Origin of the sequence: Shewanella sp. SG44-2 (genome assembly GCF_014164215.1) — a bacterium.
GTDB classification, from domain to species: Bacteria; Pseudomonadota; Gammaproteobacteria; order Enterobacterales; family Shewanellaceae; genus Shewanella; species Shewanella frigidimarina.
In genome coordinates, this window is record NZ_JACJEU010000005.1 from 83,186 (window position 1) to 98,490 (window position 15,305).

The window sequence follows — 15,305 nt, forward strand, 5'->3', positions numbered from 1 at the left end:
TGACTACATCTCATCATTAGCAAGGTAAAAAAAAAGGCCAACGTTTGAATAGTTGGCCTTTATACAATCAAATTAGTGACATAAGTCGTGTCATTATATTCCGAAAAATCTCATCTACATTGAGATGTTACATCCAACGGCTTTTCTTACGACGTTGCGGACGAGGTAAATACACCAATACAATACCAATCAATGCACCAATACCTGCAATTAACCCACCTTGCTGCCACATTTCATAGCGTTGATTATCAGCGGCTTGTTGCACCTTTGACTTAGCATCATCTCGCTCTTTAATCGCTTTAGTTAATGCAGCTCTTAACTCTGCCACTTTTTCATTAGACAGTGTTAAAGACTCTTCGGTATTGTCAGTATTTTGAGTAATATTATTTAATTGCTCATTAGCTTGTTTTAGTTGTGCTTCCATCTCAGGAAAACGTTCACGAAAACTAGGCTGATCTGAAACTAAACTAGTTAATACCCATCCTTCACGACCTTTATGATCAATGATTTGAGTAAAATCACCTTCAGTATTATCCAATAAAGTGACCGGCTGACCTGCTTCAACACTACCGATAATACGAAACTCTGTACCCGGTCCACCGTGAATATAGGTAAACACATCATCAGAAATAAAACGCGTTGGGGCTTGCGCTGCAAATACGCCACTTGGCGCAAGTAAAAATATAAGAATTGAAAGTACTCTTAACACGGTATTTATCCAAACTCAGAAAACTTATTGTCATGCTATTTATTAAATGCTCTGAATGCAAGAAGGAAGTCATATGACTTCCTTCTTTAATACATTCAGCGTTCACATTTCTGCTAATACTTCATTGCGTCTTAGTCAAATTAACTAAAGATGTTCTTAATAATGAAGAAGAACAAAATAGACAATGCTGCACCGGCTGGTAGAGTAATAACCCAAGACACAACAATGTTACGCACTACACCAATATTGATTGCTGCAATACCACGCGCCATGCCCACACCCAACACAGCACCCACTAATGTTTGCGTTGTCGAAATAGGTAAACCAGTACCAGAAGCAATAACCACGGTCGATGCGGCAGCTAATTCAGCTGCAAAACCACGGCTTGGGGTTAAATGTGTGATGTTTTTACCAATGGTTTGCATTACACGCTGACCAAAAATAGCCAGACCTAACACAATACCTACAGCACCAAGTGGTAAAATCCACCAGGCTAAAACAGCCTTAGCACCAATAACGCCACCACTTTCAACCACTGAAACCACAGCAGCCAAAGGACCAATCGCATTAGCAACGTCGTTTGAACCATGGGCAAATGCCATACAACACGCAGTTACAACCATTAATATGGCAAATACTTTTTCAACATTACCATATTGGGTTTTTAGATCGGCTTTATCGCTCATTTTTAAACGACTAATAGCAATTTTACCTGCTAGACCGACGACGGCTGCAACCACAATTGCTAAAGCATATGCTTCAACTGTTGAAAAGTTTATGCCTACATGTGATAAGCCTTTAGTAATGGTCACAAGTGACATCACAAAACCGGCCAATGCCATGTAGAAAGGCACATAACGCTTAGCACTTGTTAACGGATCATCGGTATTAAAAATCAGCTTTTGCACACTTTGGAAAATGATATAAGCAATAAAACCTGAAATAGCAGGTGTCACTACCCAAGAACCAACAATACCGCCAACCTTACCCCATTCAACAGAGTCAGCACTAACACCCACTGCGGCAAAGCCAACAATAGCACCAATAATTGAATGCGTTGTCGAAACCGGCCAGCCTAACGCTGACGCTACAACTAACCAAATACCCGCAGCAAGTAATGAGGCAATCATGCCGTATACCAACAACTCAGGGACATCAGTAAAATAACTCGCGTCGATAATACCTTTACGAATTGTACTCGTGACTTCACCACCAGCTAAAAAAGCGCCGGCGAATTCAAAGATCATTGCAATAATAATCGCTTGTTTAATGGTAATGGCATTAGAACCTACAGAGGTTCCCATTGCATTGGCTACGTCGTTTGCACCAATGCCCCATGCCATCAAAAATCCAAATGCAGCCGCTATCATAATGAGCATAGGGCCGTTGGTGACTAATACATCAACCATGTTGTTTCCTTGATAACCTTTGTGATTAGTTACGAGCTAGCATCAGCTCTAGGCGGGAACCGACACGCTCAGCAATATCTGCTAAACCTCCAACCCATTCGATAATTTTGTACGTGAACATCACATCAATCGGATTCAATTCAGATTCTAATGCATACAACTGACGACGCACTTGAATCTGTAAATCATCAGAATCTTCTTCAATAAGATCTAATTCAGTGATCATTTTGGCAACTAACTCAACTTCACGACCACGGAAACCGGTTTCGAGTAAATCATCGAGTTCGTTAATAGCCCGCTTGGCTAGTGATACCGCATCTAAACAACGTTTGAGATAAGCACCAAAGGCATCTTGCATAGGCTGAGGAAGGACTAACTGACGGCCAATAATACGGCCAGAGATATCTTTTGCCTTGTTCGCGATTTTGTCCTGTTGAGTTAATAACTCAAGCAAGTCAGTTCGCTCAACAGGCATGAATAATCCACCAGGAAGAGTCAGGCGAATTTCACGTTTGAGTGAGTCAGCTTCTTTTTCAAGCAAACTAATTTGTTTACGTATCTTTATCGCTTCATCCCAGTCGCCTGAATTGGTTGCGTCAAAGAAAGGAACAAGAAGTGATGCACACTCATGTACTTTGTCGATATGTAGTTCTAAAGGCTTAAGAGGTGATTTTGCAAACACACCTAAAATAGAGTTTACTGGCATTGCCGTTTACCTATTTAATAAATTCCAGTTTGGAAAAAGCGGGCGCATGTTAACCCAAGCGTCCGCATAATGAAACTGTGTTTTTTAATTTCGTACGACAGTTTCTCTGTTATCGTTGCTCAGTATATATGATGCGAGCAACGCTATCCTAAGAGATTTTTATTACAACAATATGACATTATGAAGATAATGTGACGCATTAGTGAATATTTAATGACAAGGCAGACATAAAGTCAATGGACGCAGAAATAGAGTTAAAACTATTCATTCAACCACAACATCATGATTTATTAAAAAAAATATTGAATGAATACCCTAATTCGACCCCACAAGGGCAGAAAAAACTCACCAACGGATATTTCGATACCGACGATTTACAACTGCGTAGATGGGATATGGGCTTACGTGTAAGAGGTTTTGATAATCAACTCGAACAGACCATAAAAACGGCAGGACGTGTCGTAGGGGGGATCCATTCCCGTCCCGAATATAATGTCAACATTGATCAAAAAACACCGATCTTGTCACGTTTCCCCAAAGAAATTTGGCCAATAGGAAATGATCTCGACAAGGTATCAACATCGTTAACATGTATTTTTGAAACCAATTTTGAGCGTCAAACTTGGCATATATACCTCAATGATAGTCTCGTTGAGGTCGCATTAGATGTCGGTGAAATTATCGCTAATGATAAAGTTGACCCTATATGCGAACTCGAATTTGAATTACTCGCTGGTGATACTTCTGCCTTAGTAACATTAGCTATCGAAGTCGCTAAATCAGTTCCATTTCGCTTAGGGAAAGCAAGTAAAGCTCAGCGCGGCTATCAACTTGCAGGTAAATCAAAGCCGTTCACTATTGAACATATTGATTATGTCTCATTGCCTAAAAACAATAACATGCAGCAAGTCTTGAGCACATTATTAGAAACAGGTCTTGAGCGCTGGCAATTGATTGAAAATATATTAACGCTGCCAACGAGTGATGTTCATCAACAATCAGCCTTGTGGGGCGAATTACGCCACTGTGTGCGCTTACTCAGGCTCACCTTAAATCAATTTGGTTTATTAGATCAGCGCACCAGTCCATTATTCGATCATCTTGAGCAGGCTCTGGCATTTGTTAGCCCACTGCAAAGTTGTTGTTTACTATTACAAGACGATGCAAAACCACTTGCCAACATCAACAATAAAACCCTTGTTTGCCAACAACTAGAAAACCATATCAGCTTAATGTCTGTTTCAACTCAATTGGCCTCAATATGGCAACAACCTGAGTATGGTCAATTACAATTGGCATTAGTCGATTTACTATTAACAGCTGAAAGCGGCAAAAACCAGGGTCGTCATTATCCAGAATTAGGTTTATTTGCCAACCAACTACAGCAAGCCTCATGGAAGCGTATTGGAAAATCAATGCCGATAACCGCTGAAATGAACAGTATTGATTACCAACATGTTGCAGATGCTTTGGATGAAAGTATCTTAGTTGGGTTTGCTTATGGAGAAATGTATCCGGCTAAAAAGCGCGAGGCTTTTCGGGCACCATGGCAAGACTTAGCGTTAGGGATTAGTACGTTATCTGCATATAAAATATTAAGGCATTTGAGTGCACAGCATCAGCTTAATATTGAAGCTTGGTTAGACAATAAAGAAACCAGTTTATTGTTTGCCATGGAGCACTCACGAAAAAGTGCCTTAAAAGTCCCTATTTACTGGTAAGCGTGCATATTACCCATATAAATGGTTACACGCCCACATGTATTAGTGATGAATAGTAAAACAGGAAGATAATGATTATCTTCCTGTTTTACTAAGCAACTAATCTGTTAGCGTTAAGGCATTAATAGTCGCTTATTCTTTCGCAAAATACAGGTTACTTTGCCAAAGCCTGCTTAACACGTCGACCGTAATCAACATCCGCTTTAGTAAAATGATCCACCATTTTTTGTTGCACATCTAAGGTCGTTTGACTGAGTGTGCCCGCAATCGTTTCCACTAAACGATTTTTCTCTGCTTCACTAAAGATACGATATAGGTTACCAGCTTGGGTAAAGTCATCTTGGTTATAACGACTAAAACGTGCAACCTCTCCTGCTAAACGTAACGGTGGTTCTGCAAAACTTGCATTTTCAGTGAGTGGTGCAACGCTGTTAGGACCATAATTAACACTGGCATCACCACCGGTTTGGCTACCTTGATAAGAACACTGAGCTCCTGCCATAGCACCAGCACGTTGATGATGGTTGGCTTTAGCGGCATGCGGACAGTTAACCGGTAACTGATTGTAGTTAGTACCAATACGGTAACGCTGAGCATCTGCATATGAAAACAAACGTGCTTGCAGCATTTTGTCTGGCGATGCACCCACACCGGGCACTAAGTTACTTGGTGCTAATGCCACTTGTTCAACTTCAGCAAAGTAGTTTTGTGGTAAGCGGTTTAGCTCAAGTTCACCCACTTCAATCAACGGATAATCACTGTGCGGCCATACTTTAGTCAAATCAAAAGGATTAATGGCGTAAGTATTGGCATCAGCTTCTGGCATAATCTGTACATTTACAGTCCAGCGCGGAAAGTTAGCATCATTAATTGCTGCCACCATGTCGCGTTGTGATGAATCAGGATCTATCCCTTTTAATATATCTGCTTGTTCGCCGGTTAAATTCACCACGCCTTGCTGTGATTTAAAGTGAAACTTAACCCAAAAACGTTCCCCCTGAGCATTCCAGAACGAAAACGTATGCGAACCGTAACCGTGCATTTGTCTGTAGTTAGCCGGAATACCACGGTCTGACATCAAAATAGTCACTTGATGCATCGACTCTGGATTGAGTGCCCAGAAGTCCCACATTGCTTGGGGATCTTTCAAATTAGTTTGTGGGTGACGTTTTTGGGTATGAATAAAGTCAGGAAACTTAATACCATCACGGATAAAGAATGTTGGCGTGTTATTACCGACAATATCATGATTACCACGAGCAGTATAAAAACGTAGCCCAAAACCGCGTGGATCACGCTCTGCATCAGCTGAGCCCATCTCTCCGCCTACCGTAGAGAATCGCATGAATGTTTCAGTCTGCTTGCCTACACCATTAAAATGATCCGCTATGGTAAATTCACTTAAATCTTTAGTTAGTGTAAATGTACCGTATACACCGGTTCCTTTAGCATGCACAACACGCTCTGGAATACGTTCACGGTTAAAATGAGCAAGCTTCTCAATTAAATGCCAATCTTGTAAAAGCAGTGGTCCACGCTCACCAGCTGACATTGAGTTTTGGTCGTCTGCTACTGGTGCGCCATTTTGGCTAGTTAAATAGTTAGTTTGATTCATTTGTTGCTCCTATGCGCGGTCTACTAACCACTGCTCTATTAAGTCATAAACTGTTGCCATGATGATTTTCCTCACTCAACTCATCATTCGATGGACACATAATAGGAGTACAATAGAATTATTAAAAACGATTAAAATAGATAACGTTAAAAGTAAAAGGCGATTAGAGAATTTATCAATGATTGATAGAACAGATTACGCTTAAAATACAGGCAATAAAAAAGCCAAAATCTTCATTTTGACTTTAACAATAAACAGATTAATTACTCTGTTGGTGGGGGCGGATCTCGATATAACTTAACCAAGTAATAAGCATCAATGAGCACAATAAAAAAGTTAACCAGTGCCACAGGAATAGCATCAATCGCGAGACCATATGCCACGAATAACCCAGCACCAATTAAATTCCACCAGCGTAGTTTTTTAATGTCTGACATCATCAGCGAAATAGCCACAACGACAGAGGCTAAATACCCTACCCATTCCCAGATGTTGATACTGTCCATGGATTTTCCTTATTTTGATATGCCTACATCTAATGCAAGCGAGTAACAACCTTAAGCTAGCGTGAGTCAGTGAATGAAATCACCTTATTGCTTAACGCATCTGTTTTTACATTCAAACAAGCAAAACGCCTTATATGCATAATACCGAATCAACAAAATTAAAACGTTGGTCTATCGCTGATTATAAGGCCTATTTATTACTAGAATTCTAGTATCTATAATAGCTTATCGCTCTACAACTGCTGCCGTCATTCTTGAAATACAACAAAGCTCACCCGCACTGTTACGAATAAGAACTTCCCAAACCGAACTGCGTTTACCTAAATGCACAGGTTTAGCTGTTGCCGTTAACTCACCATTACGTGACGCTTTTAAATGATTGGCGTTGATTTCTTGGCCGACACAATAATAACGGGTAAAGTCGACTACAAAGTTGGCGGCATAACTGGCTACTGTTTCCGCTAAAGCGACGTTTGCACCGCCGTGAACTATCCCTAATGGATTATGTACAGCTGGATTAGCAGGCATAGTGGCAACCATATAATCATCACCAATTTCGGTAATCTTAATCCCTAATGTTTGCATTAAGGTGCCCTTTCCGTGCATCCCAGCATCTAAGCGAGCACAATCTTCTAAAGTGACAGTGTTAAACCAAATACTCATTCTTAATATCCATCATTATCATTATTAGAAAATTCAGTGTACTGATTACCTTACCTTTTTGAAAGAGAAACGCGATCAATAACAGTAGCCCATTAAAAAGGAGCCTAAGCTCCTTTTATTGTTATTAAATAAATTTATATGTACGTTAACTCACTAATTCACAATGGCTTTGATAGGTTTGTGCCCAACGCAATAACTCAACTCGGTTACGAGACTCCGTTTTACGGAAAATTGATGAGATATGTGCTTTAACAGTATGTTCACTAATACACAGGCGCTGAGCAATTTCTTTATTACGCGCGCCGCTAGAGACAAGCTGAATAATGGTTCTCTCTCGGCTGGTCAATCTTTGGAGGATGGCAACAGTATCGGCTGGGATTTCAGCACTGGTATCTAACTGCTGGACTAAACGTCTAAAAATTTTACTGATCAATGGACGGTCATACCACAATTCGTCAGAAACCATTTTACGCAAACCAGTCAGCATTAAATCCATGCGTTGGTCACTGTATAATAAACCCCGCACCCCCAGGAGCAATGCAGACTCTTGATCAAGTGATCCACGTTCAACTTGGTATAATGCTACAGGGACATGCTCAACTAAACGCGATACCAACAACGGAATGCCCTTACTGTCTAAGGCCGCACCTTTTTGTGAAACAAGATAAAAGTTGTTGGATTTTTTTTCTAACTCAAGCTCAGCAGCGTGCTTTACAATTCGAGTTTTTAAACCGATAGATTCTGCCAAAATAGCTAAATGGCAAGGTGCTGCGATTTGGTGCAAAAACACCAACTCATCAATATTTGAACTCATCACTCTTCTCCCTGAAAAGTACATTATTGCTCAACATACCTTGAGCACATCCTGAGGCTATATACTATACGTAAATGAAATACGTTTACTAGCCTTCAGAACTAGGTTGAGCAGATAGTTTACTTTTTGTCGTTATATTAGAGCATGTGCTTTATTTATTCGTTAACCGCGTTACTTGATAAATCGACTCGCCAAAATAATGGATAATCATGGTAAGTCGGTCACTATCAATCACGATTTTTATAATGAAAACCTTCCTATACAGCAAGCATAGTAAAAATTTGCTAGTTATTATGACTATTATGTAAGTCTAAAGTATGAATAGTAAATTTGACTGACTTTGCGTAGACTTTATCACTAACTCAAGACTGATAAGCTCATACTTTCAATTCGCTCAACATCATCAATTTATCATCAATGCTAGCAGCCAAATTTACACATTTTATGGAAGAATAAGCTAAGTGAGCCCTATGATGCAGACGGCTGGTTAAGCGCCATTTTGGTCGCTATTTGTTTATTATGAAGAGACGATAACAACAGTAAGCCACATACCCCACCAATTAACGCTAAAAACATGTCAGATTGAGTATCCCAAACATATCCTTGAGTACCTAAAAATGCCTCGGCATTTTCACCCGTAGCAATGGCAACCCACCATTCAACTAATTCATAAAAAGCTGAAAATGCCAACACAAAACATACTGCTAAAAACTGACACCAGGCACCAATTTGCATCACCTGCTTACGAATAAATATTTCGCGAGCTAATATTACCGGAATAAATCCCTGAGCAAAATGGCCGACTTTATCGTAGTTATTGCGTTCGCTGCCCATCACTTGTGCTAACCAGTCAAATAACGGCACTTCGGCATAGGTATAACGCGCACCCACAAATAATACACAGCAATGCACTAAAATAAGTGCATAAGCTAACGTGGTCAGCGGAAAGCTTTTACGACTAAAAAATAAAATAGGTAATGCGATTAACGCTGGTATAGCTTCTAACCACCAAGTGAACATATCTTTAGGTGCGCTAACTGACCACAACAGTACTAATAGATAAATCCCTATCCATATAACCTTACTCTTCATCTTAATTCTCTCCATGAGATATTGTTCTCAAATTAGAATATAAACTTTAGCCATCTAGCCCTCTACAAGCGCTTAAAAAAGTGCTACTTTGATAATGCGCCGGAAGTCCGCATTTATATCATAACTATTAGTATAAGCATTAGTATAACCATTAGCTTAAGCACCATTTAATGATAAGAGGGTACCCATATCATGGCGAAACACTCGCTTGACAAGGATAAGATCAAAATCCTGCTGTTGGAGGGCGTCCACCAAACTGCGGTCGATGTACTAGAACGTGCAGGTTATACCAACATTGAATACCATAAAGCCTCGTTAGGCGAAGAGGCTTTGCTTGCATCAATTAAAGATGCTCACTTTGTTGGATTACGCTCCCGCACCCAGCTTACTGCGGAAGTACTGCATCATGCAGAAAAATTGGTTGCGATTGGTTGTTTTTGTATTGGTACCAACCAAGTCGATTTAGCCTCGGCTGAGAAACTGGGCATTCCAGTTTTCAACGCTCCTTTCTCCAACACGCGCAGTGTTGCTGAATTGGTGATTGGTGAAATCATCATGCTGATGCGTGGCATTCCACAGCGCAATGCCATGTCACATCGTGGCGGTTGGTTGAAGAGTGCTAATGGCAGTGTTGAAGTCCGTGGTAAAACTTTAGGTGTGATTGGTTATGGTCATATTGGTACTCAATTGGGTATTTTGGCTGAAACCTTAGGCATGAGAGTAATTTTCTTCGATATTGAAGATAAGTTACCGTTAGGCAATGCCTCTCAAGTTCACTCTATGGACAAGTTATTGGCTCAAGCGGACGTTGTCAGTCTGCATGTACCAGAAACACCGCAAACTAAAGATATGTTCGCTAAAGCTGAATTTGCTCAAATGCGTCAAGGCAGTTTCTTTATCAATGCTTCTCGCGGAACCGTAGTTGATATTGAAGACTTAGCCAATGCACTGAAGTCAGAACATCTTGCGGGTGCAGCGATTGACGTATTCCCTGTTGAACCTAAGTCGAATGATGATGAATTCATCTCTCCACTACGTGGCTTAGACAATGTATTACTCACACCGCACATTGGTGGCAGTACTGCTGAAGCACAGGAAAACATCGGCGTAGAAGTGGCAGGTAAGCTGGTCAAATACTCAGACAACGGCTCGACTCTGTCTGCGGTTAATTTCCCTGAAGTGTCTTTAGCACAACATAGTGGCACCTCACGCTTATTGCACATTCACCAAAACCGTCCTGGTGTATTGATTAAAATTAACCAAGCGTTTTCTGAAAAAGGCATTAACATTGCTGCTCAGTACTTACAAACTACCGCTGAAATTGGTTACGTGGTAATGGAAGTCGATTCAGATCAAGCTGAAGAAGCATTAGTTGAATTAAAGTCTATTGAAGGCACTATCCGTGCGCGGGTATTGTTTTAAACTGACTTATATTTTATAAGCAATTAACTTGAGTTAATTGTCTTCCTAAAAAAGCTACCTTGTCCACAAGGTAGCTTTTTTATTAGCTTTAAAACCATAGCCCCCTGTTGAGCATTCTATTAATCCGTTACACTCCAAACCATACCGTCTTATTCACACGTTAGGGATAGTTATGACCATTTCAGTAAACCAGCCAGATTGGGATTTTATCGCCACGTCTCCTGAATTAATGTTATCAAGTTTGACGCATATGGGGTTAATCGAAATCACCGGTGAGCAAGGGCGCAGTTTCATTCATGGCCAAGTCACCACAGATATTACCTCCCTTGGCACAAACGAGTGGAAATGGGGTGCTCATTGCGACCCTAAAGGTAAAATGCTCGCCAGTTTCCGTACGTTTTCAATCGGCGATAGCTTATTTATGTTACTGCCGAAAAGTACTTTAAGCTTAGATTTACCCCAGTTACAAAAATACGCTGTATTCAGTAAAGCCGAACTCGCAGATGTCAGTAATAATTATCAAATAATTGGTATTGCCGGATCACAAGCACAAGCCTTTGCAGCTGAAAACTTTGGCGATGTATCGCAAGCACTTAATCTTGTAGAGCAAGGTGTAATTATTCGTGATGGCGAACGTTTTATTGCCATTATTAATAATGCGGCAGCAGAAACCATCATCAGCCAATCGGGACAAACAATGTTTGATGCCAGTGCATGGCAAGCATTAGAAATTAAAGCCGGCTATCCAAACATAGATGCAGCTCATTCCGGCCAGTACGTAGCGCAAATGTGCAACCTGCAAGCCATTAATGGTATTAGCTTTACCAAAGGCTGTTACATGGGCCAAGAAACCATTGCCAGAATGAAATATCGCGGAGGCAATAAACGTGCATTGTATATTATATCTGGCACCACCAAGCAAACCATCAGCACTGATACTCAATTAGAAATTGCCCTTGAAGACGGTTTCCGTCGTGGTGGCAATATCATTGAATGCGTCCAATATGGCGATAAAGTATTACTGACAGCTGTATTGCCAAATGATACCGAAAACACGGCGCAACTTCGTATTGCCGGTGATGAAAGCTCACAATTATCTATTATCGAGTTACCGTATTCTTTAGCAGATGCTTAATTAATTTGAGTGATACATTGACTAAGCGAGCCATTGGCTCGCTTTTTTTATTTTTGAACATTTGCGCTTCATATCACGTATATTATTGATAATATTACTCTGTTGATGCAGTAATTCTATTAAGCCTATACGTTATGGAGCGACTATGACCACTATCGTCACCTTAGAAAACATGAGTAAAGGGTTTCGCGATGGCGAGTCATTCCATTCGGTGCTTAACAATGTCAGCCTAACACTGCAACAAGGCCAAACGATTGCGTTAACAGGCCCTAGTGGCAGTGGTAAAAGTACCTTACTGAATATTATTGGTGGCTTTGAAACCATAGACAGCGGCGACATGTTAATCCGCCAAACAGGCAACATGCATTCGGTGACAAAGTGGCAAGATAAACAATGGAGCCAATATCGACGTCAGTCACTCGGGGTAATATTTCAACAGTTTAACTTGCTCACCCCATTAAATGTGCGTGACAACATTCAGTTTTCACTGGCGCTTAATCAGTTAGCGTGGAGCCCTTGGTGTGATGAACTTTGCCACCAGCTTGGCTTAACACCACTGCTAGATCGTAACGTCGAAAACCTATCCGGTGGGCAACAACAGCGGGTGGCCATTGCGAGGGCACTCGCTCATAAACCACAACTCATATTAGCCGACGAACCGACAGGTAATCTTGATCAACATGCCGGATTACAAGTCATGCAACTGCTAACCGAACTCGCTCAACAAGCCAACTGCTGTATCTTAATGGTGACCCATAGCGAACAATGCGCCGCTTTTATGCAGCATCGCTGGCACGTCGAAAATCAGCAGATTGTGATTAACCCTGCTGACATGACATTGCAAGGTTAAGCCCATGATGACTCACTCTTCATCATACTTATCCTCAATTAAGCGTTTAAGATTATGCTTGCAGCTGTTTGCCAGCCATTATCGTCACGCCCCATTGCAAGCTAGCGCAATTTTATTGGGTATCATGCTGGCGGTAACGTTATTGATTGGCGTATACGCCACTAACGAAAACGCTAAACAAAGCTATGGCAATGTATCCGAACTCATGAGCCAACAAGCTCGACTATCGATTAGTCACCGCACTGAGGACAGCATTGATGAGTCGGTTTATTTTGCGTTAGCCAATGCAGGATTCAACACCATCGCCAGCATTGAAGGAATTGCAACCGATGAACAAGGCAGGCTATGGCGAGTTAATAGTAGTGATGTAGTCGCCGCGATGAGCAGCAGTATGCAACTACAGCAATCGGGTACTAGCTCATCGATAACAGCGACGCATATTCCGTTAGCAGAACTACTGGCAGGCAAACCTAAAGTGCTAATGTCGACAAGCCAGCGCGAACGCATGAGTAAAGTGACTAACAACACTGACCGCATAATACTTAATGGTATGCCTGTTGAATTTGTTGCCATTGACGATTCATGGGGACTTGGTTCTGCTATTTTGGCCGATATATCACTCGCTCAACCTATGCTGAATATGCAGGGTAAATTAAGCTACATTGCCGTATTTGATTCCCCCTCCGCAGATACAAATACCTCTCACGCAAACGAATCAGAAACAGATGCGCAACTAATCGCTCGATTAACGCATACCTTAACCCAAGCGGGGATTGATCCCACCAAGCTGAACTTCACCACCCAAACAAGTGAAGGCGAATCACTTACCGCCCTCACTGCCAGCTTTCATCTTAATCTTGATGCCATGAGCATGTTGGCCTTTGTGGTCGGCTTATTTATCGCTTATAACGGGGTTCGTTATAGCTTAATGAAGCGTCAAAAATTGCTAGTGCAAATCATGCAACAAGGGCTCGATAGACGCACCATCATGCTAGCCCTAAGCATTGAAATAGTCTGTTTAGTGTTTATAGGTTGTGTATTAGGTTTTATAGTGGGACTGCAATTATCGCAATGGTTACAACCTATGGTCGCGATGACTCTTGAGCAGCTATATGGCGCTAAATTGTTACCGGGAAACTGGCAGTGGCAATGGTTTGCACAAGCGCTCGTATTAACCCTGTCTGCAGCCTTTGCTGCTTGTATTCCAATGCTAATAAACCTTATTAACACCCCACTTGCACAAGGGGCTCAAAAGCAGCCACAAAGCCGACAGTTCAGTATTATTCATTGGCGACAATTCATTATTGCGGCATTGCTACTTTTGGTTTGCACTATCGCGTTTGCGTTTACTGAACAATATCGCCATAGCTTAATATTACTAGGCGTACTCTCGGTCGCGATTCCATTACTGTTACCACAATGTCTGCATTGGGCGGTTAACTTACTCAGTCCTTTTATGCCTAAAGGGTTGTGGCATTATGTGATTGCCGAAACCAAAGAGATTATTGCCCCACTCGCTCTGGCGATGATGGCTATGCTGCTAGCTTTGTGTGCCAACATTGCCATGAATACCTTAGTGGGTAGTTTTGAAATCACCTTAAAAAAGTGGCTCGATGCCCGTTTGCATGCAGACTTATACATTAGACCCAACCCAAACCAAATCGATACATTAACGCTATTATTAAAACAAGACCCCAAGGTTGAGGCTATTTATGAGCAATGGACTGTCGATAGCCATCTTAATCGAGCTGAAACACCGCAAACACAAGTGCCAATTCATTTAGTCAGTCGTGACCATTTGTCGTTAACTGAAACAACCGTGTTTAAAACCACTGCCGATGATTTTTGGACAACCTTCACAGCAGGTGAAAGCCTGATGATCAGTGAGCCATTATCGATAAAATACCAACTCGATATAGGCGATAAAGTTCAACTATCGCAACTTGATCAACACATCATGACGATTGGCGGTATTTATTACGATTATGGTAATCCCCAAGGCGAAGCGATTATCACTCCGTCTTTATGGCAGCAATCTCAATTACCAGCAAAACCCATTAGCCTGGCAGTGTCTTATCAAGGCGATATTACCCCGCTACAAAACAGTATTAGCCAACAGCTCAACTTGTCTTCAGCCTATATGTACAGTCAACAGCGGATTAAAACAGAAGCGATTAATATGTTTAACAAAACATTTTCGATCACTGTGGTACTCAACAGTTTGACCTTACTGGTGGCGGCAATCGGCTTATTCAGTGCCTGTATAATGCTAACGCAAGCGAGGCAAGCGCCATTAGCCCGCTTGTATGCTCTAGGTGTTAGCCGTAATCAATTACGGATGATGGTGTTAGTACAAATGCTATTTATCGTATTTTTGACCTGCTTTCTCGCGTTACCGACAGGCGCGTTACTGGGTTATTTATTAATTCATAAAGTCACATTACAAGCATTTGGCTGGAGCATCGCCATGGTCTGGGATTGGGCTGCATATGCTCAAGTGGTGATCATTGCTGTAGTCAGTTGTTTACTGGCAGTGTGTTTACCTTTGTATTGGCAAACCAGAAAACCCTTGATATCAAGTTTGCAACAGGAAGCGCTATGATCTCTGTTACCTTTAAAGGCATATACTCCATCGCTTTCAAGTTTGTATTACATACCAAGTT

The 15,305-nt window shown here is 41.3% G+C and carries 13 protein-coding genes; 5 read left to right on the plus strand and 8 right to left on the minus strand.

Features of this window, described 5'->3' with window-relative positions; translation table 11 throughout:
• Nucleotides 1-127 precede the first annotated feature (127 nt).
• From H5181_RS05445 to H5181_RS05455, 3 genes are all read right to left on the minus strand, one after another.
• Nucleotides 128-709 (minus strand): TIGR04211 family SH3 domain-containing protein, encoded by a 582-nt coding sequence (locus H5181_RS05445; protein WP_011636055.1) that lies wholly within the window; start codon nucleotides 707-709, stop codon nucleotides 128-130.
• Between the two features lie 140 nt (nucleotides 710-849).
• The gene (locus H5181_RS05450) at nucleotides 850-2,118 is read right to left on the minus strand and encodes an inorganic phosphate transporter (RefSeq protein ID WP_182750455.1); all 1,269 of its coding nucleotides are present in this window, start codon (nucleotides 2,116-2,118) and stop codon (nucleotides 850-852) included.
• Nucleotides 2,119-2,143: 25 nt separating this feature from the next.
• Nucleotides 2,144-2,824, minus strand: coding sequence for a TIGR00153 family protein (locus H5181_RS05455; RefSeq protein WP_011636053.1), 681 nt, complete (start codon nucleotides 2,822-2,824; stop codon nucleotides 2,144-2,146).
• 236 nt (nucleotides 2,825-3,060) lie between these two features.
• On the opposite strand from H5181_RS05455, the gene H5181_RS05460 reads away from it, so the two are divergent.
• Nucleotides 3,061-4,545: an inorganic triphosphatase gene (locus tag H5181_RS05460; protein ID WP_011636052.1), complete on the plus strand. Its 1,485-nt coding sequence runs from the start codon at nucleotides 3,061-3,063 to the stop codon at nucleotides 4,543-4,545.
• A gap of 154 nt (nucleotides 4,546-4,699) precedes the next feature.
• Here H5181_RS05460 and katB read toward each other — a convergent pair whose 3' ends face one another.
• The 5 genes from katB to H5181_RS05485 all read right to left on the minus strand — a co-directional run bounded on the left by katB (nucleotide 4,700) and on the right by H5181_RS05485 (nucleotide 9,235).
• A complete protein-coding gene (gene katB, locus H5181_RS05465) occupies nucleotides 4,700-6,160 on the minus strand; it encodes a catalase KatB (RefSeq protein WP_011636051.1) in 1,461 nt (486 codons plus the stop codon).
• 263 nt (nucleotides 6,161-6,423) lie between these two features.
• Nucleotides 6,424-6,666 carry a YgjV family protein gene (locus H5181_RS05470; RefSeq protein WP_011636050.1) on the minus strand — a complete coding sequence of 81 codons (243 nt, stop codon included), beginning with the start codon at nucleotides 6,664-6,666 and terminating at the stop codon, nucleotides 6,424-6,426.
• 225 nt (nucleotides 6,667-6,891) lie between these two features.
• Complete coding sequence (locus H5181_RS05475) at nucleotides 6,892-7,329, minus strand: PaaI family thioesterase (protein WP_011636049.1); 438 nt, start codon at nucleotides 7,327-7,329, stop codon at nucleotides 6,892-6,894.
• A 145-nt stretch (nucleotides 7,330-7,474) separates the two neighbouring features.
• Nucleotides 7,475-8,143, minus strand: coding sequence for a response regulator transcription factor (locus tag H5181_RS05480; protein ID WP_011636048.1), 669 nt, complete (start codon nucleotides 8,141-8,143; stop codon nucleotides 7,475-7,477).
• Nucleotides 8,144-8,611: 468 nt separating this feature from the next.
• Nucleotides 8,612-9,235 (minus strand): DUF2238 domain-containing protein, encoded by a 624-nt coding sequence (locus H5181_RS05485; protein ID WP_123777997.1) that lies wholly within the window; start codon nucleotides 9,233-9,235, stop codon nucleotides 8,612-8,614.
• Nucleotides 9,236-9,427: 192 nt separating this feature from the next.
• Between H5181_RS05485 and serA the strand changes: the two genes are divergently transcribed.
• The 4 genes from serA (at nucleotide 9,428) to H5181_RS05505 (ending at nucleotide 15,244) form a co-directional block, all read left to right on the plus strand.
• Entirely contained in the window at nucleotides 9,428-10,657 is a 1,230-nt protein-coding gene (serA, locus tag H5181_RS05490) for a phosphoglycerate dehydrogenase (RefSeq protein WP_011636046.1), read from the plus strand.
• A 172-nt stretch (nucleotides 10,658-10,829) separates the two neighbouring features.
• The gene (ygfZ, locus tag H5181_RS05495; protein WP_102036193.1) at nucleotides 10,830-11,792 is read left to right on the plus strand and encodes a tRNA-modifying protein YgfZ; all 963 of its coding nucleotides are present in this window, start codon (nucleotides 10,830-10,832) and stop codon (nucleotides 11,790-11,792) included.
• A 145-nt stretch (nucleotides 11,793-11,937) separates the two neighbouring features.
• On the plus strand, nucleotides 11,938-12,642 hold the full coding sequence (locus H5181_RS05500; protein WP_059747623.1) for an ABC transporter ATP-binding protein: 705 nt from the start codon (nucleotides 11,938-11,940) through the stop codon (nucleotides 12,640-12,642).
• 4 nt (nucleotides 12,643-12,646) lie between these two features.
• Entirely contained in the window at nucleotides 12,647-15,244 is a 2,598-nt protein-coding gene (locus H5181_RS05505; protein ID WP_182750456.1) for an FtsX-like permease family protein, read from the plus strand.
• Nucleotides 15,245-15,305 lie beyond the last annotated feature (61 nt).